This is a genomic window from Hwangdonia seohaensis (assembly GCF_031932625.1).
GTDB classification, from domain to species: domain Bacteria; phylum Bacteroidota; class Bacteroidia; order Flavobacteriales; family Flavobacteriaceae; genus Hwangdonia; species Hwangdonia seohaensis.
Window position 1 is genome coordinate 29,800 of the sequence record NZ_JAVSCK010000004.1, and the last position, 22,881, is coordinate 52,680.

21 protein-coding genes are annotated in these 22,881 nt (G+C 37.2%); 13 read left to right on the forward strand and 8 right to left on the reverse strand.

From position 1 onward, the window contains the following. Positions 1-28 precede the first annotated feature (28 nt). The 4 genes from RNZ47_RS12805 to surE all read right to left on the reverse strand — a co-directional run bounded on the left by RNZ47_RS12805 (position 29) and on the right by surE (position 2,808). On the reverse strand, positions 29-529 hold the full coding sequence (locus tag RNZ47_RS12805) for a C40 family peptidase (RefSeq protein ID WP_311940694.1): 501 nt from the start codon (positions 527-529) through the stop codon (positions 29-31). Between the two features lie 2 nt (positions 530-531). After that, positions 532-1,647, reverse strand: coding sequence for a lipid-A-disaccharide synthase (gene lpxB / locus RNZ47_RS12810; RefSeq protein ID WP_311940698.1), 1,116 nt, complete (start codon positions 1,645-1,647; stop codon positions 532-534). 36 nt (positions 1,648-1,683) lie between these two features. Next, positions 1,684-1,965: a hypothetical protein gene (locus tag RNZ47_RS12815; RefSeq protein WP_311940701.1), complete on the reverse strand. Its 282-nt coding sequence runs from the start codon at positions 1,963-1,965 to the stop codon at positions 1,684-1,686. Between the two features lie 66 nt (positions 1,966-2,031). Further along, positions 2,032-2,808, reverse strand: a complete 777-nt coding sequence (gene surE, locus RNZ47_RS12820; RefSeq protein ID WP_311940704.1) for a 5'/3'-nucleotidase SurE — start codon at positions 2,806-2,808, stop codon at positions 2,032-2,034. Positions 2,809-3,007: 199 nt separating this feature from the next. Here surE and RNZ47_RS12825 point away from each other — a divergent pair, with 199 nt between their 5' ends. Continuing rightward, positions 3,008-5,143, forward strand: coding sequence for a carboxy terminal-processing peptidase (locus tag RNZ47_RS12825; RefSeq protein ID WP_311941905.1), 2,136 nt, complete (start codon positions 3,008-3,010; stop codon positions 5,141-5,143). 91 nt (positions 5,144-5,234) lie between these two features. Here RNZ47_RS12825 and RNZ47_RS12830 read toward each other — a convergent pair whose 3' ends face one another. The 4 genes from RNZ47_RS12830 to RNZ47_RS12845 all read right to left on the reverse strand — a co-directional run bounded on the left by RNZ47_RS12830 (position 5,235) and on the right by RNZ47_RS12845 (position 8,830). Next, positions 5,235-6,440, reverse strand: coding sequence for a C40 family peptidase (locus RNZ47_RS12830; RefSeq protein WP_311940707.1), 1,206 nt, complete (start codon positions 6,438-6,440; stop codon positions 5,235-5,237). 190 nt (positions 6,441-6,630) lie between these two features. Beyond that, positions 6,631-7,275 carry a DUF1801 domain-containing protein gene (locus tag RNZ47_RS12835; protein WP_311940712.1) on the reverse strand — a complete coding sequence of 215 codons (645 nt, stop codon included), beginning with the start codon at positions 7,273-7,275 and terminating at the stop codon, positions 6,631-6,633. A 112-nt stretch (positions 7,276-7,387) separates the two neighbouring features. Continuing rightward, on the reverse strand, positions 7,388-7,999 hold the full coding sequence (yihA, locus tag RNZ47_RS12840; RefSeq protein WP_311940715.1) for a ribosome biogenesis GTP-binding protein YihA/YsxC: 612 nt from the start codon (positions 7,997-7,999) through the stop codon (positions 7,388-7,390). A gap of 66 nt (positions 8,000-8,065) precedes the next feature. Next, entirely contained in the window at positions 8,066-8,830 is a 765-nt protein-coding gene (locus RNZ47_RS12845; RefSeq protein ID WP_311940718.1) for an alpha/beta fold hydrolase, read from the reverse strand. 295 nt (positions 8,831-9,125) lie between these two features. Here RNZ47_RS12845 and mraZ point away from each other — a divergent pair, with 295 nt between their 5' ends. The 12 genes from mraZ to ftsA all read left to right on the forward strand — a co-directional run bounded on the left by mraZ (position 9,126) and on the right by ftsA (position 22,858). Next, on the forward strand, positions 9,126-9,596 hold the full coding sequence (gene mraZ / locus RNZ47_RS12850) for a division/cell wall cluster transcriptional repressor MraZ (protein ID WP_311940722.1): 471 nt from the start codon (positions 9,126-9,128) through the stop codon (positions 9,594-9,596). Next, complete coding sequence (rsmH, locus tag RNZ47_RS12855; RefSeq protein WP_311940726.1) at positions 9,583-10,479, forward strand: 16S rRNA (cytosine(1402)-N(4))-methyltransferase RsmH; 897 nt, start codon at positions 9,583-9,585, stop codon at positions 10,477-10,479. The genes mraZ and rsmH overlap by 14 nt, the downstream gene beginning before the upstream one ends. A gap of 132 nt (positions 10,480-10,611) precedes the next feature. After that, positions 10,612-10,929 (forward strand): FtsL-like putative cell division protein, encoded by a 318-nt coding sequence (locus RNZ47_RS12860; protein ID WP_311940730.1) that lies wholly within the window; start codon positions 10,612-10,614, stop codon positions 10,927-10,929. Between the two features lie 64 nt (positions 10,930-10,993). Next, positions 10,994-12,955 carry a PASTA domain-containing penicillin-binding protein gene (locus RNZ47_RS12865; protein WP_311941910.1) on the forward strand — a complete coding sequence of 654 codons (1,962 nt, stop codon included), beginning with the start codon at positions 10,994-10,996 and terminating at the stop codon, positions 12,953-12,955. Continuing rightward, a complete protein-coding gene (locus tag RNZ47_RS12870; protein ID WP_311940733.1) occupies positions 12,952-14,415 on the forward strand; it encodes a UDP-N-acetylmuramoyl-L-alanyl-D-glutamate--2,6-diaminopimelate ligase in 1,464 nt (487 codons plus the stop codon). Before RNZ47_RS12865 ends, RNZ47_RS12870 begins: the two co-directional genes overlap by 4 nt. 69 nt (positions 14,416-14,484) lie before the next feature. Next, a complete protein-coding gene (gene mraY / locus RNZ47_RS12875) occupies positions 14,485-15,726 on the forward strand; it encodes a phospho-N-acetylmuramoyl-pentapeptide-transferase (RefSeq protein ID WP_311940736.1) in 1,242 nt (413 codons plus the stop codon). Beyond that, complete coding sequence (murD, locus tag RNZ47_RS12880) at positions 15,727-17,058, forward strand: UDP-N-acetylmuramoyl-L-alanine--D-glutamate ligase (protein WP_311940739.1); 1,332 nt, start codon at positions 15,727-15,729, stop codon at positions 17,056-17,058. A 5-nt stretch (positions 17,059-17,063) separates the two neighbouring features. Then, entirely contained in the window at positions 17,064-18,257 is a 1,194-nt protein-coding gene (locus RNZ47_RS12885; protein WP_311940743.1) for an FtsW/RodA/SpoVE family cell cycle protein, read from the forward strand. Positions 18,258-18,315: 58 nt separating this feature from the next. Beyond that, complete coding sequence (gene murG, locus RNZ47_RS12890; RefSeq protein WP_311940746.1) at positions 18,316-19,419, forward strand: undecaprenyldiphospho-muramoylpentapeptide beta-N-acetylglucosaminyltransferase; 1,104 nt, start codon at positions 18,316-18,318, stop codon at positions 19,417-19,419. Beyond that, on the forward strand, positions 19,420-20,772 hold the full coding sequence (gene murC, locus RNZ47_RS12895; protein ID WP_311940749.1) for a UDP-N-acetylmuramate--L-alanine ligase: 1,353 nt from the start codon (positions 19,420-19,422) through the stop codon (positions 20,770-20,772). It begins immediately after the preceding gene. Positions 20,773-20,788: 16 nt separating this feature from the next. Next, on the forward strand, positions 20,789-21,484 hold the full coding sequence (locus RNZ47_RS12900) for a cell division protein FtsQ/DivIB (RefSeq protein ID WP_311940753.1): 696 nt from the start codon (positions 20,789-20,791) through the stop codon (positions 21,482-21,484). 63 nt (positions 21,485-21,547) lie between these two features. Beyond that, positions 21,548-22,858 (forward strand): cell division protein FtsA, encoded by a 1,311-nt coding sequence (gene ftsA / locus RNZ47_RS12905; RefSeq protein ID WP_311940757.1) that lies wholly within the window; start codon positions 21,548-21,550, stop codon positions 22,856-22,858. The last annotated feature ends 23 nt before the right edge of the window (positions 22,859-22,881 follow it).

The following is a 22,881-nucleotide window of genomic DNA, read 5'->3' on the forward strand; positions in this document are numbered from 1 at the left end:
TTAAAGCGTAGCACTGTAAAATATTTTTTTAAAGAACACGCCTTGCTTGAACAAAGGCGTAATACCAATAGCGTTCGGATAGCTCCGAAGTTATAACGCCGTTGCTTGTGGTTGAATGAATAAACTCTACGCGCCCCACTTCCGACGTTGTTACAATGCCCACATGGTTCACTTTTCGGCTGTTTTTTTTGGTAGCAAAAAATAGCAAATCGCCTTTTTTAACTTCTTTTAGGTCTATCCAATCGCCAGTAATGGCCAAGGCTTTTGTGGTTCTGGGAAGCGAAATGGCTTCACTTTTAAACGCCGTATAAATTAAGCCCGAACAATCCATTCCTTTTTTTGTGGTGCCACCATATTTATAGCGTGTGCCTTCAAATTTTTTAGCGTAATCGATAATGTTTTCAGCTTTATAAAGTGGTTCGGTTTCGGGTTTTTTAACAACTACTTTCGGTTTTTTTGTTACAGATTTCGAAGATTTGCAGCCGCTAAAGCCTGCCATTAACAAAAGTATTAAAAGAAACTTCTTCATATTTATGCTTTAATGGATTTGTAAATAAGTTTAGCCGTTTTCTCGCTAGCACCTTTACCTCCAAGTTTTTTTTCTAAATCGTAATAATCTAAAAATAGCTGCTTTCTTTTTTCAGAGCTCAGTATTGATTCCAATTCTTTTTTCAGTCTTTTTTTATTGAAATCATTTTGGATAAGCTCCGTAACCACTTCTCTGTCCATAATTAAATTAACCAAAGAAATAAATTTTAAAGTAATAATCCGTTTTGCTATTTGGTACGAAATATTACTGGCCTTATAGCATACCACTTGCGGTATTTTAAACAAGGCCGCTTCAAGGGTGGCGGTGCCAGAAGTTACCAACGCCGCTGTGGAAACACTTAACAAATCGTATGTTTTATTGTCGATAAACCGAACGTTGGGGTTTTTAATAAAGGTTTTGTAGAACGCATAATCCTGACTTGGTGCCCCCGCAATAACAAATTGATAATCTGTAAAATGGTTAGCTAAACTAAGCATTACAGAAAGCATTTTTGTGATTTCCTGTTTTCGGCTGCCCGGTAAAAGTGCAATAATTGGTTTGTTGCTTAGGTTGTAAGTGGTTCTAAAATCAAATTCGTTAACCTGTGTTCTGTCGGCAATGGCATCAATTAAAGGATGCCCAACAAAAGTAACATCGTAATCAAATTTGTTTTTATAAAACTCTTTTTCAAAAGGCAGGATAACGTACATCGCATCAATGTCCCTTTTAATAGCGTGTACTCTATTGGCCCTGGATGCCCAAACTTGTGGCGAAATGTAATAATTGGTTCTAAAACCTTTTTGTTTTGCCCATTTTGCAATACGTAAATTAAACCCCGAATTGTCTATAAAAATGATGACGTCCGGATTAAAAGATTCGATATCTTTTTTACAAAACGAAATGTCTTTAAATATCTTATTGAGATTCAAAATTACTTCAATAAACCCCATAAAAGCACGCTCTTTATAATGCTTTACCAAAGTACCGCCAACATTTTGCATAAGGTCGCCGCCCCAAAACCTAAAGTTAGCATTAACATCTTCTTTTTGCAGTGCTTTCATTAAGTTGGAGGCGTGTAAATCGCCCGATGCTTCGCCAGCAATAATATAGTACTTCATGCGATTATTTTATATTTTTAAGCAAATCGCTTTGATTTAAAAAAGTTTAAATACAAAGGTAAAAACAGCGATAAAAACAGTGATTAACAAAACGCCCCTGGCGCGATAATCCTGTTTCTTTTTTATAAAGATAAAAAAAGCAGCCAGATTTAAAATAGCTCCTAAACTTATTAATTTACCCAAAAAACCTTCGGCAGCGGCACTTTTTATTACGGTAGTAAAATCGTCACCGCCGCCTAAAAAAGTTGCCGCTAAAATGAGGCCGATAGCGTTAGCGATCAATCCTACAAACATGCCTATAAAAATTTCTTTTTTCATTTACTTAAATTTTGAAACAATCCGTTATTTAGTAATTCAATTGGTATGGGTTTTCAGTTTATGCCATTACCGGTTTAAATTCCAGTTGTTTAATGTTTTTATATGTTTGTGCGCCGTTAAATCGAATTGTGTTGGCACTACCGAAACATAATTGTTTTCCAATGCCCATTCGTCGGTGTCTTCGCCGCTATCCAAATTAACAAATTTGCCCGAAAGCCAATAATAGTCCCTCCCTTGGGGATTTTGTCGTTTGTCAAATGCTTCAACCCAATTGGCTTTTGCTTGTCGGCAGATTTTTATGCCTTTTATTTGTTCTTTTGAAACATTTGGGATGTTCACATTTAAAACCACACCTTCAGGGATGCCGTGTTTTAAGGCGTTCTCGGTAATGGTTTTAACAAACGGTTTACAGGCTTCAAAATTAGCTTTCCAATTGTAATCCAATAACGAAAATCCAATAGCAGGAATGCCCTCAATACCGGCCTCAATGGCGGCACTCATCGTACCAGAATAAATCACGTTAATAGAAGAGTTGGAGCCGTGGTTTATGCCAGAAACGCACAAATCGGGTTTTCTGTCCAATATTTCCCTAACGCCAAGTTTTACGCAGTCGGCAGGAGTTCCGGAACAGCAATATTCCAATTGTGACTCGTTATCGGAATTTATTTGCCAAACGTACAATGTCGAGTTTATGGTAATGGCATGCCCCATGCCACTTTGCGGGCTATCGGGTGCAACAACTACAACATCGCCAATGGTATTTATTACTTCAATTAAAGCCCTAATGCCCGGAGCATTAATGCCATCGTCGTTAGTTACTAAAATCAGAGGTCTTTTTGTCATATTTTGGTTGTAAATACACCGCTAAAATACATAATTTAGTCAGCAAACACTTAATTTCTTTGCTTTAACAAAAAATTAGTAGCAAATGTCTGTGTTGGCATGGTTTTTTCTTTATTTTAGTGAAAAATAACAATTGATTTTTTCTAAATCGGAGTTGTTTTTTAAAATTCAAGAAAAAGATAAACAGATGAAAAATATTATGAAGAGGAATTATAAAGTATTGCTGTTAATGGTGTTGCTGGCATTTGCATCATGTAGTTTTACCACTAAAACATTTGATGATTCTGATAAAGATAAATTGCTAATCCACATTATTAAAAATGTTTTGGAACAACTTCATTTCGATCCTATTGCTATGGATGATGAATTTTCGGAAGCCTTATTTTCAGGTTATATAGAAACCGTCGATCCCCTAAAACGTTATTTCTACGAATCGGACATTAAAGATTTTGAAAATTATAAATTTACGATAGATGATCAGTTAAAAGTTTCAGACATCACCTTTTTTAATGTGACGCACGAGCGTATGTTAAAACGAATTCAGGAAGCTAAATCGCTTTACAAGGAAGTGCTAGCACAACCCTTTGATTATTCCAAAGATGAGGTTTTCGATACGAATTCGGAAAACACCGCTTACGCCAAAAACCGAAAAGAATTAAAAGAGCGTTGGAGGCAACAACTTAAGTTTTCAACACTTACAAATTACGATGACATCTTTACACAGGAACGGCAAGCTAAAGAAAAGGACCCATCCTATGTTATGAAAACCGAGGAAGCTATTGAAAAGGAAGCGCGAGAAGCTACCTTAAAATCCCTTGATATATATTTTAACGATAATATCGACGACTTAAAACGCGACGACTATTTTGCCGTTTATGTAAATGCTATTGTGGAAGAGTTCGACCCGCACACCTATTATTTGGCACCTCGTAGTAAAGAAGTTTTCGATCAGCGTATGTCTGGAAAACTCGAAGGTATCGGTGCCGGACTTCAAAAACGTATGGACTATATAAAAGTAACGTATTTGGTATCCGGTGGTCCCGCATGGCGAGGCAAAGAGCTGGAAATGGGCGATGTTATTTTAAAGGTAAAACAAGAGGATGAAGACGTGGCGGTTAGTATTGTTGGTATGCGAATAGACGATGCCATTAAGTTGATTAAAGGGCCAAAAGGCACTAAAGTAACCTTGACTATTAAAAAAGTTGATGGCTCCATTAAAGATATTACCATTACCAGGGATATTGTTGAGTTAGGCGAAACTTATGCCAAATCGTCATTGGTAGAGAAAAACAATAAAAAGTTTGGGGTTATAAATTTACCTTCGTTTTATTTGGATTTCAATGATTACAAAAAGCTTAACGCTGCAACCGATGTTAAAGAGGAAATTGAGCGTTTAAAGGCTGAAGGCATGCAAGGTTTGGTACTCGATTTACGTAACAACGGCGGTGGTTCGTTGCCGGCCGTGGTAGATATGGCAGGTTTGTTTATTGAAGAAGGCCCTATTGTGCAAGTACGCTCAACAGCAAAGCCCAAAGAGGTTTTAAAAGATAAGGATAAATCCATTACTTGGGATGGTCCATTGGTTATTTTGGTAAACGAAATATCTGCGTCAGCATCCGAAATTATGGCAGCGGCCATGCAAGATTACAAGCGCGCCATTATTATTGGAAGCAAACAAACGTATGGAAAAGGAACCGTGCAAAATGTGGTAAATTTAAACAATGTAGTTAGAAATAGTTCCAGTGGCGATTTGGGTTCGTTGGCCTTAACCACTCAAAAATATTACAGAATCAATGGCGGTTCGGTACAGTTGGAAGGTGTAAAAAGCGATGTTACGGTGCCCGGGCGATTCAGTTTTATAGATGTAGGCGAAAAAGATAAGCAAAACCCTTTGCCTTGGGACGAAATAGATGCTGCCAATTATACCGTTTGGGATGGTTATTTTGATTACGACGAAACCATTAAAAGAAGCAATGAGCGCATGCGTAATAACGAACAGTTAAAGCTTATTGAAGAGAATGCCAAATGGGTGAAAAGTAAAATTGACGATACCGTTGTGCCCTTAAAATATGAGGCTTATAAATCGGCCAATGATTTAAACGAAATGGAATCAAAACGCTTTGATGCGATATCAAATTACAAAACAAACTTAACCTTTACATCACATGCTTTTGAGAGAAATCTTTTTGAAAGTGACACCACGGATTTAAGGGAAAAACGCGAAAGATGGCATCAAAGCTTAAGTAAAGATGTCTACATTGAAGAGGCTTTAAATGTTCTTGAAGATTTAAAAATGTCATACACGATTAAAAAAGTAGCGACTGTAAAAGATTAGTTTTTGCAAGTGTATTGATTTTCGAATTCATTAAAATAAAAAACGCTCCAAAAGCTTAAAAACTTTTGGAGCGTTTTTGGTTTGTACTTAGTTATAGTTTTAAAGTGGTGTCTTTTTTTAAATCGATTATCATAGCATCTTCAACACCCAAATAACGTCTTGCACCTAAATACCTGTTTTTGTTGAAGGCGTCATAATTATCTGCTTCAGGGTTTATGGAGTTTATTCTAACTTGACTTGCGGCATGTATAAATTCGTTTTTATCATTGCCTAACCAAATGCCGACGTGGGTGGTACGCTGTTTGGTGCTATCGGTTGCTTTTTTGCCAAAAAACAATAAATCGCCTTTTTGTAAATTTTCAAAAGCCAAATTTGAATCCACAACTTCACCGGCGTTAATTTGTTGTGAAGCATCTCTCGGGATTACAAACCCATTCATTAAATACACTGTTTTGGTAAAGCCGCTACAATCCATTCCTTTGGTTGATGTGCCGCCCCATAAATAAGGCGAACCCACAAAACGTTTTGCGGTATTTTCAATTAAATCGCCGGAAGGCTGCACGGTTTTAATCCAATGGTTGTAAATAACAGCTTCCTTTTTATTGATGTAGCCCACACGACTATCAGGATAAGCTACTTTGTAAAAGTTTTTACCCGTTTCCAAAAGCGCTAATTGAGCACCTAAAACCAGGTCTGAAACAATAGGCGCATTTGCGTTTTTTGATGCGTAAGCATGCCCGAAAGTTTGGGTATATATTATTTTAGGGGCGGTTTGCCATGTATTTAGTTCTGCAGCGGTCATTAGCTTAACGCCACCGTGATCTACCCAAGAAATATAGCGATCGGGGGTTTGTATTAAATAAAAATCACCATCAATTTTCAGTACGTTTAAAACCGTTCCTAAAATGGCTTGTGTTGCCAATTCTGCCGAATGTTTGGGTTTTGAGCGTATGTTGGCTACCGAGTTATTAACAACGGCATATTTGGTTTTTCCAACAGATTTGTTGGGTAATAAATCGATGGTGTAATCAATATGAAACGCTCCGGTTTTATCAATTAAAGGCGTGAGTTGGTCATTAAAAATCGAAACAACGTCAGCGTTGGTGGTTTCTCCGGTAACGGATAAGGTTTTATCTTTTTTTTCTAGCTTAATATCAAAAACTTCAACCCGGGTATCTGGTGCATAAATGGTTTTTAGGCTGTCTTTTACCGCTTCAAAATCGTTTTGAAAGTTGCTTTGTTGTTTGTTGCAAGAGACTAAAAAAAGCACTGCGAATAGAATAATGTGATTTTTCATCAATTATAAATTTAGTAAGCTAAAATACTAAAACAAACTAAAATTACAGCTCCAGTTACCGTAATGATTTTGCTATGTATTGAAGGCCTAAAAGATAATTTATTTAAAGCTATTGAATACGAATAAGGTTGTGGTTGGGACCTTGGTAACTAAAAAGGATGGACCTGAAAAATTTGTATAGTGCAGCAGCTCACTTTTTTTTCAATTGTTTATGAGAGCCATCACAATTTGGAAATCTATTTGAAAGGCCACAAACGCAATCGTTCAGCCCTTTTCCTTTAAAGATTTTATCGGTATTTTCTATTATTCTCGAAATTCGGGTTTTTGCTTGTTTCGGCTTATAAAAATGTAAAAGATAGCCTCTTTTCCTACCTTCAGTTAGGTTATTAAAGGCATTTTCGAAATCTGGATTTTCTATGAATTTTTGTTTTAATTCTTCGGGTGTTTCAAAGTCTGAAGTTTTTTTCTTCCTTACTTTTAATCCCGCTTTTTCAACTTCAATGGCTTCATAGATATAGGCTTTAATTACGGGTTTAAGTGTTTCAATTTCCGATAGATTGGTGAATCGGATTTGTCGGGCGGATTGGGTGTTTTCTGTTTGTTGGATGAGAATACGATTTGGATCTTTCAATAATGCGCCCTTGTGGAAAAGTATAGCACAGTAATCTTTAAATCCATGAAGTAATGCAATATTCTTTTTGTTATAAGTATAGCATGGGTGCATCCATTTAATTTCCTCGGTCAATCCACAATTGGCTACGATGTCACGGAGTCTTGATAGCTCCTTTTGCCATTTGTTTAAATTGTCGAGATATGTATCAACTTCAAGGTTCATTTGCTCTCTATTATAAGGGTTTCTCAAATGTTGTACATAGCTTTTTGTTGCAAGACCTAAACGAAGTTCAGTTTTTTTTTCAACAAATCAAAAAAGAAAAGTTTAAGGAACTTTAGCTAGAAGATAACTCCATATTCCCATTCAACTCATCTATATAGTTTAAAACTTCATCTTTGCCGATGTCTTTGGTTGATGAGGTTATAAAGTAATTGGGCATGGTTTCCCAAGTTTCTAAAAGCACCTTTTTATAAGCTTCAACATATCTTTCGATAGCTTTGGGTTTCAGCTTGTCGGCCTTGGTAAAAATAATTGAAAACGGAATACCATTTTCACCCAGCCACTGCATAAATTCTAAATCGATAGGTTGCGGGTCATGCCTAATATCAACCAAAACAAAAGCGGTAACCAATTGCTCGCGCAACCCAAAATATTGGGTTATAAATTTTTGAAAAACCTTTTTTGCACTTTTTGAAACACGCGCGTAACCATAACCAGGTAAATCGACTAAATGCCAGTTTTTATTAATTAAAAAATGATTGATAAGTTGCGTTTTTCCTGGTCTGCCCGAAGTTTTTGCTAAACTTTTTCGGCTGGTTAACATATTGATTAACGACGATTTCCCAACGTTACTTCTACCAATAAATGCATATTCCGGCAACATACTTTTTGGGCATTTTGCAACATCGGAATTGCTCATTACAAATTCGGCAGTCTTGATTTTCATTTTTTGTCATTCCCGAGAATCCCGATAACTATCGGGATTCTCATTAATTATACTCGTTATGGTAATTTAAATTTTGCGTTTTTGCAACCAAGCATCGAGAATTTGGTTAAATTCATCGGGGTGTTCCATCATAGCGGCGTGTCCGCATTTGTCAATCCAAAACAACTCCGAATCCGGTAAAAGCTCGTTGAATTCCTCGGCAACCTCTGGCGGTGTAACCGTGTCGTTTTTACCCCAAATAATACAGGTTGGTGTTTGCATTTTCGGTAAATCCTTAGCCATATTGTGCCTAATCGCACTTTTGGCAATGGCCAGTGTTTTAATAAGTTTGTTGCGGTCGTTTACTGTTTTGTAAACCTCGTCGACTATGTCTTTTGTCGCAATTTCAGGGTCGTAAAACACATCTTGCGCTTTCTTTTTTATCACCTCGTAATCACTGCGTTTTGTATAGCCGCCACCCATAGCGCTCTCGTATAGGCCTGAGCTTCCGGTAATTATTAGGGCTTCTACTTTTTCTGGAAATAATTTGGTGTGGTATAAACCAATGTGTCCACCAAGCGAATTGCCTAACAAAATAACATCTTCATATCCCTTAAACTCAATAAAATCATGCAGATATTTGGCGAAACTTTTTACGTTGGTCTTAAGTAAAGACATGCTGTAAATTGGTAATTCGGGGATAATAATTTTATATCCTTTTTTGCTGAAAAAATTTGTGACAGAATCAAAATTGCTTAATCCGCCCATTAAACCGTGTAGAACAATAATGGGTTTGCCTTCTCCAACTTCAATATAGCTATAGTTCTTTTCTTTTCTTAAACGATGCGTCATTAACTGGTTAGTCTTTTTTCGTTTAAACAAATATAGTTATTTCATTCATATTTCAGCCATTTTAATTTAAGTAGGGAATAATTGTTTTTAAATGAAGATGTTAACAGTGTGTTTATAAAATTAGATTTTTTTGTAAGGGACTGATAGCAAGTGGTTAAAATATTTCCAGCCATTTATTATCTATTTAAAATGGTATTTAATCGAAAAATTATTAACAAAGTGCAACAAAGTGGTAAAATGTGGTAAAATTTTCGATATATTTGAAACTTAAACCTTAAAACGATTATAAATCGCTTTGAACTCATTAATAGGAACATACGATTGTAAAGTAGATGCCAAAGGCAGGCTTATGATGCCTTCTGGCATGAAAAAGCAATTGGCATCTGTTATAGAAGATGGGTTTGTGCTAAGGCGTTCGGTGTTTCAGCCGTGTTTGGAATTGTATCCCATGAGCGAGTGGCAAACCGTGATGCAAAAAATAAATAAGCTCAATAGGTTTAAAAAGAAGAACAACGATTTTATCCGTCGGTTTAATGCCGGTGCACGCATGGTGGATATTGATGGGAGTGGGCGTTTGTTGATTCCGAAAGACCTCATTGGATTTGCGGGTATTTCAAAAAACATCGTGATTTCTCCAGCGGTAAACATCATCGAAATCTGGGATAAAGATAAATACGAGCAAGCTATTGATGATGCCGCGATTGATTTTGCGGATTTAGCTGAAGAAGTTATGGGACAAGACGATGACGACCATGGAATATCATAACCCAGTTTTATTAAAAGAAACCGTTGATGGTTTAAATATAAAAGAAGATGGTGTTTATGTCGATGTCACTTTTGGCGGCGGCGGGCACAGTAAGGAAATCTTAAAACGACTTGGTAAACACGGAAAGTTGTTTGCTTTCGATCAGGATTTGGATGCTCTTGAAAACGCAATTAATGATGATCGGTTTACCTTAATACATGAGAATTTTAGATTCGTAAAACGGTTTTTAAGATTTCACGGTGTAAAAGAAGTGGATGGCATTTTGGCCGATTTTGGTGTGTCGTCACATCAATTTGATGTTGCCGAACGTGGTTTTTCAACACGTTTTGAAGCCGATTTGGATATGCGCATGAACCAGCAAAACGAGCTGTCTGCATTTAATGTGGTTAACGAATATGGAGAAGATCGCATAAAGCAAGTGTTGTTACAGTACGGTGAATTGCGCGCTGCTCCGGCCATGGCGAGATTAATTGTGGAGCATCGGGATAACGAGCCGATAAAAACAAGCGAGCAATTAAAAAAAGTATTGAAAAAGTTTTTGCCACCGCGAAATGAAAACAAAGTGTTGGCACAAATTTATCAAGCGATTCGGATTGAAGTGAATCAGGAAATTGAGGCGTTAAAAGAGTTTTTGATGCAAACACCGGAAATATTAAAAGTTGGTGGCCGTTTAAGTTTTATATCCTATCACTCTTTGGAGGACAGGTTGGTAAAGCGTTTTATAAGAAACGGATTGTTTGAAGGCGAACCAGAACGCGATATGTTCGGGAATTTTGAAGTACCGTTAAAAAAAGTAAACGGTTTAATTGTGCCATCAAAAGAAGAAATTAAAATAAATAGTAGGGCAAGAAGTGCGAAACTTCGAATTGCTGAAAAACTTTAATAGGGTGTCATTCTGAGGAGCATTTTTTGAGACGTGAGAATCTCTTGAATTGAAAAACGTTTATTAATAAATAAAAAGAAACAGATTGCCACGCCTAAAAAGGCTCACAATGATGAAAATTAAAAAGCTAGAATGAAAAAAAACATTTACAGTATATTAAAAGGAACATTTTTAGTGAGCGACGATTCGTTTAAAAATTGGCGCATGATTCTTTTTGTATCTGGTTTGGCTATTGTTATGATTGCAAGTTCGCACAGTGCCGATAAAAAGGTGTACGAAGTTGCACGATTAAAAAACGAAGTAAACGAAATGCGTTCGGCATTTATTGATGGCAGATCAAAACTGATGCGCCTCAAAATGGAATCGGCAGTCGTTAGTAAAATGAAAGAAAAAGGGCTGTCGCCATCGGTGATACCGCCCAAAAAAATAAAAGTAAAATCCCAAAATTAAAAAGCGAACCTTGGCAGTAAACGAGAAAGGCATATTAAACCGATTGTATTTTATAGCAGGATGTATGTTCATCTTCGGGGTTGCTGTGGTGTTTAAATTGCTGAGTATTCAATTTATACAAGGCGATAAATACAAAGCCATGGCAAGCGAGCGCATAATTAAAGATGTTGTTATTCCTGCCAACAGAGGCAATGTGTATTCGGCAAACGGGAATTTGTTGGCCACCTCGGTTCCTAAATACGATATTAGAATTGATGCCATTACGCCAACCTCAAAAACCTTCGAGAAATATTTAAAGCCATTGTGCGATTCACTATCAAAATTCTCGGGGAAATCGTCTAATTATTATCAAAAGGAAATCAGAAAAGCCCGAGCGAATAAAAACAGATATTATTTGTTGGCCAGAAATATTGGGTATTCGGATTATATCAGAATCAGAAACTTTCCATTGTTAAATCTTGGTGCTTTTAAAGGCGGATTAATTGTAAAACAAACTACAAAACGCGAGCATCCCATGGGTGGCATTGCACAACGTACCATTGGTTACGAGCGTTTTGATGAGGATGGTAATGTAACACGACCAGGGATTGATGGCGCGTACGGTATTCAGTATTTACGAGGCACGCCCGGAAAAAGAAAAAAACAGCAAATAGGAAAAGGTCAATGGAAACCGTTAAGCGACGCTAATGAAATTGAACCCAAAGATGGTTACGATGTGTACACCACCATTAATGTAAACATTCAAGATATCGCGCATCATGCACTTTTGGAGCAGTTGGAAAAATACAAGGCAGACCACGGTTGCGTGGTGGTCATGGAAACAGAAACGGGCGAGGTGAAAGCTATTTCTAATTTAGGTAGAAATAGTAAAGGCTATTATTACGAACGTTTGAATTATGCCGTTGGAGAATCTCACGAATCGGGTTCAACATTTAAACTCATGGCGCTCGCTGCAGCTCTTGAAGATAAGGTGATTGATACCAGTGATGTGGTTGATACCGAAAAAGGGATCTTGTCATTTTATGGAAAAAAAGTAAGAGATTCAAAACATGGCGGCTATGGTAAAATATCGGTAGCCAAAGCTTTTGAAGTGTCGTCAAATACAGGAATCGTTAAGATTATCGATGAGGCTTATGGGAAAAATCCAAGCAAGTTTGTCGATAGGCTTTACAGTATGAGCTTGAATGAAAAATTAGGATTGCCCATTATTGGCGAACCCAGTCCGATTATTCCAGACCCGAGAATAAAAAACAAACGCTGGAGCGGTATTGCATTGCAATGGATGGCGTATGGTTACGGTGTGTCGTTTACGCCACTGCAAACCCTAACATTTTATAACGCGATTGCCAATGATGGCGTAATGGTAAAACCGCAGTTTTTAAAAGAGGTTAAAGAGTTTGATGAAACCATTGTGCCTTTTGAAAAAGAGGTGATAAACGAGCGTATATGCTCGAAAGAAACTGTAGCCAAAGTGCAGCAATTATTAAAGAACGTGGTTGAGAAAAAGCACGGAACGGGTAATAAATTGTACTCTGAAAATTTCTCGATGGCAGGGAAAACGGGGACTTGTCAAAAAGATTACAGCGATAAGGAAAAACTGAATTACATCTCGTCGTTTGCGGGGTATTTTCCAGCGGATAACCCTAAGTATTCTTGCATTGTTGTTATCCACGAGCCAGATAAAAGTGTTGGGTATTACGGTGCCGATGTATCTGGGCCTGTTTTCAAAAAGATTGCTCAAAAAATATTTACCGATACGCCCATTATTGATGAGGTTGCGTCATTAGAAGTTAAAAGCGCATCAACTGAAAAAGAATACGAAAGCTTTTATAAAACAGCGCAGACCTATAAAACCATTATGCCAAACGTAGTTGGGTTGCCCGCTATGGATGCCGTGGCCTTATTGGAAAATATGGATGTAAACATTAAAGTGAAACTAAACGGTAGTGGCACTGTAAAAGAGCAATCTATCAGTAAAAACATAAAACTAAAAAACAATCAAACCATCGTTTTAAAAGCATCATGATAGTATTAAAGGACATACTGTACAAAGTAACCATCAACGCCGTTGTTGGGAGCACGAGTGTGTCTATAAATGCTATTCATTTCGATTCGCGAAACATTAAAAAAGCTGACTTGTTTGTCGCTATTAAAGGTCATGTGGTTGATGGGCATAAATTTATTGATGTCGCTATAAAAAACGGAGCCGTAGCCATTGTTTGCGAAACATTGCCGGAACATTTGGTTGATGGCGTTACCTATGTTGAAGTGGATAATTCCAACAGAGCTTTGGCGTTTATGGCATCAAATTTTTACGGTGCGCCTTCAGAAAATTTGAAGCTTGTTGGCGTTACGGGAACCAACGGAAAAACCACCGTGGCAAGTTTACTGTATCAATTGTTTAAAAAAGCGGGGTTTAAGGTCGGTTTGCTTTCAACGGTAAAAATAGTAGTCGATAATAAAACGTACAAAGCATCTCATACCACTCCAGATTCGTTAACCATAAATAGGTATTTAAAGGAAATGAACGAAGCCGGTGTCGAGTTTTGCTTCATGGAGGTGAGCTCTCACGGCATTCATCAAAATAGAATTGAGGGATTGTATTTTGAAGGCGGCATTTTCACCAATCTGTCTCACGATCATTTGGATTATCACAACACATTTTCGGAATACCGCGATGTAAAAAAAGTGTTTTTTGACAGTCTCTCGTCAAAAGCATTTGCACTTGTGAATACCGATGATAAAAACGGATTGGTCATGCTGCAAAATACAAAGGCGAAAAAGTACACCTATGCTTTAAAAGGCTATGCCGATTATAAAGCGCAGATATTGGAAAACCAGTTTGGTGGTTTATTGCTAAAAGTGAACGACAGTGAAGTATGGACGCGGCTTATCGGGAATTTCAATGCGTATAATGTATTGGCAATTTACGCTACCGCGGAATTATTGGGCTTGGAAAAAGTGGAGATTTTAAGGTTGATTAGTGAATTGGAAAGTGTTAGCGGGCGGTTTCAATACATCATTTCAGATGAAAAAATAACGGCCATTGTAGATTATGCACATACGCCTGATGCCTTAAAAAATGTGTTGGAAACCATTAATAGTATCCGTACCAAAAACGAAGCATTAATAACGGTTGTTGGTTGCGGTGGCGATAGAGACAAAACCAAGCGTCCAAAAATGGGACACATAGCCTCGGCATTAAGCACTAAAGTGATTTTTACAAGCGATAATCCGCGAAGCGAAAAACCGGAGGCCATTCTTGAAGATATTGAAAAAGGGGTCGAGCCTCAAAATTTTAAAAAAACAGTAACCATAACCGATAGAAAACAGGCTATTAAAACGGCCTGCCAAATGGCGCAACCTAACGATATTATTTTAATAGCGGGAAAAGGGCACGAAACCTATCAAGAAATTAAAGGCGAACGCTTTGATTTTGATGATTATAAAATAGTACAGGAATTTTTAAAACAATTACAGAAATAATTTTTGTCATTCCTGCGAAGGCAGGAATCCACAATAAATAATAAAAATAAGCAATAAAAAATAGTATAAATGCTGTATTACCTATTTGAATATTTAGAAAGCGAATTCCAAGTGCCGGGAGCAAGACTCTTTAGTTATTTAACTTTTAGAGCAGCATTGGTTATGATTTTATCATTGCTAATTTCTACTATTTACGGAAAAAGAATCATTCGTTTTCTTCAAAAAAAACAAATGGGAGAAACCATTAGGGATTTAGGATTGGAAGGTCAAAAAGAAAAGGCAGGCACGCCAACTATGGGTGGTATCATTATTATTCTTGCCACATTAATTCCGGTTTTGTTGTTCGCCAAACTAGAAAATATATACATTATTTTACTGATTATTACCACGCTTTGGATGGGGGTTATTGGTTTTCTAGACGATTATTTAAAGAAGTTTAAAAACGATAAAGACGGTTTAAAAGGACGTTTTAAAGTACTAGGGCAAATAGGTTTGGGAATCATTGTTGGAACCACATTGTTTTTTCATAGCGATGTGACCATGAAAGAAAAACTTCCGTTAGAAGTGCGGCAAGAGCTTTTAGCCGAAAATCCAAAAATAGAACCTTCAAAATTATTTGAAGACGAAATAAAATCAACCAAAACAACCATTCCTTTTGTAAAAGGAAACGAATTTGATTACGCAAAATTAATCACTTGGATAAGCCCGGATTTAGAAAAATACGCTTGGGTTATTTTTATTCTAGTTGCCATTTTTATAATAACTGCCGTGTCAAACGGTGCAAACCTTACCGATGGCATTGATGGATTAGCAGCCGGAACATCGGCCATAATTGTGCTCACTTTGGGCATTTTTGCTTGGGTTTCGGGTAATATTATTTTCTCTGAATACCTCAATATTATGTACATCCCACGAGTGGAAGAAATTACAATTTACATCGCCGCCTTTGTGGGTGCGCTCATTGGGTTTTTATGGTACAATGCTTTTCCGGCACAAGTGTTTATGGGCGATACGGGAAGTTTAACCATTGGCGGCATTATAGCGGTAATCGCCATAGCGGTGCGTAAAGAGTGGCTGATCCCTGTATTGTGCGGTATATTTTTAGCAGAAAATTTATCGGTGGTTATGCAAGTGAGCTGGTTTAAATATACCAAAAAGAAATACGGAGAAGGACGTCGCATTTTTAAAATGTCACCATTGCACCATCATTATCAAAAATCGGGGTATCACGAAAGTAAGATTGTAACGCGATTTTGGATTGTGGGCATACTGCTGGCTATTCTATCGATTGTAACATTGAAAATTCGATAGATGACACGGTTGGTGATTCTTGGCGGAGGAGAAAGTGGTGTGGGAACAGCGCTTTTGGGAAAAGCAAAAGGATACGATGTTTTTGTTTCCGATAAAGGAAAAATAAAAGAAAAATATAAACAAGTTCTTATACATAATGAGATTGAATGGGAAGATGAAAAGCATTCGGAACGTAAAATTTTGAAAGCCGATATCGTCATGAAAAGTCCGGGAATTCCAGATAAAGTGCCTTTGGTAAAACAAATTCGCGAATATCAAATTCCGGTGGTTTCAGAAATTGAGTTTGCATCAAAATTCACCGAAGCAACCATAGTAGGAATTACAGGAAGCAATGGTAAAACCACAACGGCAACCTTAACGCATCATATTTTAAAACAAGAGTTAAATGTGGGGTTGGCCGGCAATATTGGCGACAGTTTTGCAAAACAGATTTTAGAAGACGATTTTAAAAATTACGTGCTTGAGATTAGTAGTTTTCAGTTAGATGATATTATCGATTTTAAACCAAAAATAGCTGTGATTACCAATATAACGCCCGATCATTTAGATAGGTATAATAATCAATTTGAAAACTATATCGCTTCAAAATTTAGAATAGCGATGAATCAAACAAATAACGATTATTTGATTTACGATGCCGATGACGACGTGATTACCAATCATTTAAAAAACCATCCAGTTCAATCCACATTATTGCCATTTTCGTTGACAAAAACAATAAAAAATGGCGCGTATTTAGACAAACAAAATATAATAATAACAATAGATAACAACCAGATAATTATGCCAACAACAAATCTAGCATTAGAGGGAAAACACAACGTTAAAAATGCTATGGCTGCCTCGACAGTAGCACATTTATTAAAAATTAGAAAGCAAACCATTCGCGAAAGCTTAGAAAATTTTCAAGGTGTCGAGCATCGTTTGGAGAGTGTATTGAAAATCAATAAAGTGCAGTACATAAACGATTCAAAAGCAACCAATGTAAACGCGACATATTATGCTTTGGAAAGTATGGATGCACCTACGGTTTGGATTGTTGGCGGAACAGATAAAGGCAATAATTACGAAGAATTGTTTCAGTTTGTAAACGAAAAAGTAAAAGCCATTATTTGCTTGGGTGCCGATAATGAAAAGCTGATGCGCACGTTTGGAAATATGGTTGACATCATCGTTGAAACACAGTTTATGTCTGAAGCCGTAAAAATAGCTTATAAAATTGCCGAATCTGGAGATAACGTATTGTTGTCGCCAGCTTGTGCCAGTTTCGATTTGTTTGAAAATTACGAAGACCGAGGTCGTCAGTTTAAAAATGCAGTAAGAAATTTATAATAAAAGTGCAAACACTATTTAAAAACATAAAAGGAGATCGTTTGATTTGGGCTATTGTGGCGCTGTTGGCTATACTGTCGTTTTTACCAGTGTATAGTGCTGCAAGTAATTTGGCTTATCGGGGCGGAAACGGTAACACGTTTGCGTTTTTTGTCAAGCACTTTATGCATTTGTTTTTAGGGTTTGTTATTATGTATGGGGTGCATAAAATTCCATATCGATATTTTAAAGGCCTTTCGTTGGTGTTGGTTCCTGTGGCCTTGGTGTTGTTAGGCATTACCATGTTGCAAGGCACCACCATTGAAGGCGCAAATGCTAGTAGATGGATACAAATACCCATTGTGGGCATGTCGTTTCAAACTTCCACATTTGCATCGGTGGTATTAATGGTTTATGTAGCGCGTTATATGTCTAAAATAAAGGACAAAGCGGTAACATTTAAAGAGTCTATATTGCCGCTTTGGTTGCCGGTTTTTTTGATATTGGTGCTCATACTTCCAGCTAACTTTTCAACGGCAGCCATTATGTTTTTAATGGTGGTTATGTTGGTTTTTTTGGGCGGATACCCCATTCGGTATTTAGCCGTAATTATAGGCTCGGGTGTTTTGGTGTTGGTGATGTTTGTGTTGATAGCAAAAGCATTTCCCGATGCTATGCCAAATAGGGTGGATACTTGGATGAGCCGAATAGAAAGTTTTTCCGACCCTGAAGATACCGTGGCCGATTACCAAATTGAAAAAGCCAAAATCGCCATTGCTTCTGGGGGTGTAAAAGGTGTTGGTCCGGGAAAAAGCATACAAAAGAATTTTTTACCGCAATCCTCATCCGATTTTATATTCGCCATAATTATCGAAGAATACGGGTTGTTGGGTGGCTTTACCATCATGATTTTATACATGTGGCTGTTGTTCAGAATCGTAATAGCAGCGCAGAAATCAGACACCATTTTTGGCAAACTATTAGTGCTTGGTGTGGGCTTGCCCATTGTGTTTCAGGCGTTAATTAATATGGCCGTGGCAGTAGAATTGTTCCCCGTTACAGGGCAAACCCTGCCGTTAATTAGTAGTGGAGGCACATCTATTTGGATGACCTGTTTAGCTATTGGTATCATACTAAGCGTAAGTGCAAAACGAGAAGAAATAAAAGAACAAGAAAACAGTGAAGATAATCCGTTAGAAATTCTATCGGAAGCGATTTAAGTTATCCTGCAAGGTTTCAAAAACCTTGTAGATTTATAAAAAAAACATTCGTGAATTAGTGGCAAAAAAAGACACATATAAAATTATCCTTTCCGGAGGAGGCACAGGCGGACACATTTATCCTGCTATTGCCATTGCAAACGAAATTAAGTCTCGTTATCCCGATGCTGAATTTTTATTTGTTGGTGCAAAAGACAGGATGGAAATGGAAAAAGTGCCCCAAGCAGGATATGATATTAAAGGCTTGTGGATTTCTGGAATTCAACGAAAACTGACTCTAAAAAACCTATCGTTTCCTTTTAAAGTGAACAGTAGCCTTTTTAAATCCAGAAAAATCATTAAGGCCTTTAAACCCGATATTGCCATTGGCACAGGTGGTTTTGCAAGCGGGCCATTGTTGTATGTGGCTGCTTCAAATAAGATTCCAACTTTAATACAAGAGCAGAATTCTTTTCCGGGCATTACAAATAAACTGTTGGGAAAAAAAGTGGATAAAATATGTGTGGCTTACGATAATTTAGAGCGGTTTTTCCCAAAAGATAAATTGATTAAAACAGGAAATCCAGTACGCCAGGATTTGTTGGATATTGACACTAAAACGGTTGAAGCCAAAAACCATTTTAATTTAAAACACGCAAAATTCACGCTTTTGGTCATTGGCGGCAGTTTGGGTTCAAGACGGATTAATGAGTTGATTGAAAAAGAATTGGATTTTTTAGATACTCAAAACGTGCAAATAATTTGGCAATGCGGCAAGCTGTATTACCAGCAATATAAAATTTACGGAAACACAAAAAACGTACAGGTCTATGAGTTTTTAAATAATATGGATTTTGCCTATGCCGCTGCCGATATTGTGATTTCCAGAGCTGGAGCCATTTCGGTATCGGAGTTGTGCATTGTGGGCAAACCCGTAATTTTTATACCGTCGCCAAATGTTGCCGAAGACCATCAAACCAAAAACGCCATGGCTGTGGTTAAAAATAATGCGGCATTAATTATAAAAGAAGAAGATTTAGATGCCGATTTCGAGAACAAGTTTTCGCAGTTAATCGCTTCCGCAGAAAAACAAAAAGAACTGGGGAAAAACATAAAAAAACTGGCATTGGTTAATGCCACAAAAGAAATAGTAGACGAAGTAGAAAAACTGCTCAAAAAATAAATGAATTTAAAAAGCAAACATAACATCTATTTTATTGGCATTGGCGGCATTGGCATGAGTGCTTTGGCGCGCTACTTTCACGCCAATAACAAACATGTGGCTGGTTATGATAAAACGCCAACTGCAATTACTGATGCGTTGTCGGCTTTAAATATTCAAATTCATTTTGATGATGACGTTGCAAACATTGATGCTAGTTTTTTAAACCCCGAAAACACTTTGGTGGTGTACACGCCGGCAATTCCTAAAAAGCACACCGAATTAAATTATTTTAAAGCGCATGGTTTTCAGGTGTTAAAACGCTCTGAGGTTTTAGGGTTGATAACCGAAAACACCTATTGCTTAGCCGTTGCAGGTACACACGGAAAAACAACAACAACTAGTATTCTAGGGCATTTAATGTATGAATGCGGTGTTGAATTAACGGCATTTTTAGGAGGCATTAGCGAAAATTATAATTCGAATTTAATATTAAAAGGAACTGAAGTTTCCGTGGTTGAGGCTGATGAGTTTGATAGATCATTTTTAACCTTATCGCCAGATTTGGCATGCATAACCTCCATGGATGCCGACCATTTGGACATTTATGGAGAAGCTTCAGAATTAATACATTCATTTAAGGATTTTTCAAAACGAATCAAGACCAACGGAAAGCTGTTTGTTAAAAACGGATTGCCATTAAAAGGCATCACTTATGGTATTGAAGACCATTCAGACTACAGCGTTCAAAATTTAAAAATAGAAAACGGTACCTATGTTTTTGATGTAAAAACACCAAAAACGGTACTTGAAAATTTAGAATTTAACCTACCTGGTAGACATAATTTGTCGAATGCATTAATAGCCTTGGCGATGGCTGTAGAATATGGTTGCCCACACCAACAGCTCGCCAAAGCTTTAGCATCTTATAAAGGTGTTAAACGTCGGTTTACCTATCAAATAAAAACCGAGGATTTAGTGTTTATTGACGATTATGCGCATCACCCAGAAGAAATCAATGCGGTGCATCAAGCGGTTCGGGAAATGTATCCTAAAAAAAGAATATTGGCTATTTTTCAGCCTCATTTGTACTCACGAACACGCGATTTTGTTGACGATTTTGCTAAAAGCCTAGCGCAGTTCGACGAAATTGTATTGTTAGATATTTATCCAGCTCGCGAAGCGCCCATTGAAGGCGTAACATCCAAGTGGTTGTTGGGTAAAATAAAAAATGAAAACAAGCAGTTGGTTAGTAAAGCCAATTTGTTAAAAACCATACAAAAAAGTCATGCCCAAATCATATTGACTATGGGGGCTGGCGATATTGGCGAAGAAGTAAAACACATTAAAAAAGAATTGAGCCTTGCGAGTTAACTGGAATTACATAAAAATGATTTGTCTGCTAGGGTTGGTAGTGTTTTTGTTTGCTTTTTCTTCAAGTAGAAACGGACAAAGAACAATTAGCAAACCGCAGGTGAAATTTATTGGCGAAAACAACCTTTTTATTACTAATGAGGCTGTTAGTAAATTGTTAATACAAAATTACAAAGGGGTTAAAAATGTACCCAAAGAAACTTTAGTTTTGAATGAATTAGAAAACGCCCTAAAATCTAATCCCATGATAAAAACTGCGGAAGTGTATGTTGCTGTTAATGGTACACTTAACGCGGAAATTGAACAAAAAACACCTATTGCAAGAGTAAGCACAAATGCGTCTTATTATATTGATGACGAAGGTTCATACATGCCGTTATCAAATAATTATTCGGCAAGAGTGCCGTTAGTTACTGGTTATGTTGAAAAAAATAATTTAAAAAATGTCTATAAAGTAGCCCATAAAATTAGGAACGATGATTTTCTGAAAAAGAATGTTATTGAAATTCATCAAAGTGCCAATAATAAAATCTACTTAAAACTTAGGCAATGTAATTTTATAGTTCAATTAGGCAACGTTGATTTTTTAGATAAGAAAATCAATAACCTAAAGGCGTTTTATCAAAAAAATCAAAAAGACAAAACGCTTAATAGCTATAGCAAAGTCAATTTGCAATTTGAAAACCAAGTAGTGTGCAGTAAACTAAATTGAATAAGTTAATAAACGGTGAAAGCATTGAATGTAAAACCTCAATGATTGAGCAAAACGTAAACCATGGAGCATAATTTAGCAGTAGGATTAGATATAGGAACCACAAAAATTGTGGCTATGATTGGTCGTAAAAACGAATACGGCAAAGTCGAAATTTTGGGTATTGGTAAATCTAAAAGTTTGGGTGTGCATCGTGGTGTGGTAAATAATATTACCCAAACCATTCAATCTATCCAACAGGCCGTTCAAGAGGCCGAAGCTGCAGCCGATATGAAAATTATTAGCGTAACCGTTGGTATTGCGGGGCAACATATACGCAGCCTTCAACATAGCGATTATATCACCCGTTCTAATTCTGAAACCGTTATTGACGATAACGATATTGACAGACTGATTAACCAAGTACACAAATTGGTGATGCTTCCCGGTGAAGAAATTATCCATGTGTTGCCACAAGAATATAAGGTTGATGGGCAAGCCGAAATAAAAGAACCCATCGGGATGTACGGCGGACGATTGGAAGCTAATTTCCATGTGGTTGTTGGGCAAGTATCGTCTATTCGAAATGTGGGGCGTTGCATTCAAAGTGCTGGTTTAAATTTAGAAGGCATCACCTTAGAACCATTGGCCTCATCAAATGCGGTATTGAGTCAAGAGGAAAAAGAAGCGGGCGTAGCATTAATCGATATTGGTGGCGGAACCACCGATTTAGCCATTTTTAGAGATGGTATCATTCGGCATACAGCGGTAATCCCATTTGGAGGCAATGTGATAACTGAAGATATAAAAGAAGGATGCTCCATCATTGAAAAACAAGCGGAGCTTTTAAAAATAAAATTTGGTTCGGCATGGCCCGGGGAAAATAAAGACAACGAGATTGTGTCTATTCCGGGGTTGCGAGGTAGAGAGCCAAAGGAAATCACTTTAAAAAACCTATCCAAAATAATTCATGCGCGTGTTGTTGAAATTGTAGAGCAGGTTTATGTTGAGATTAAAAACTACGGTCACGAAGAGCAAAAAAAGAAACTCATTGCGGGCATTGTGTTAACAGGCGGCGGCGCGCAGTTAAAACATTTAAAGCAATTGGTGGAATATATAACGGGCATGGACACCAGAATAGGCTACCCGAACGAGCATTTGGCAGGCGATAGTGATGAGGATATCACAAGCCCGCTGTACGCTACCGCAGTAGGTTTGGTTTTAGATGGCTTAAAACGTGAAGACCGAAAAAAGATTGAGCAACAGCAACAAAAAGAAATTGAAGAGGCTGAAGCTCCTAAAGAAGAAATAAAGGAAAAACCGGTTAAAGAACGACGCTCGTTCCTTGATAAGTTAACAGAACGCGTTAAAGATTTTTTAGATAACGCAGAATGATTATAAATCCATTGAATTAAAAA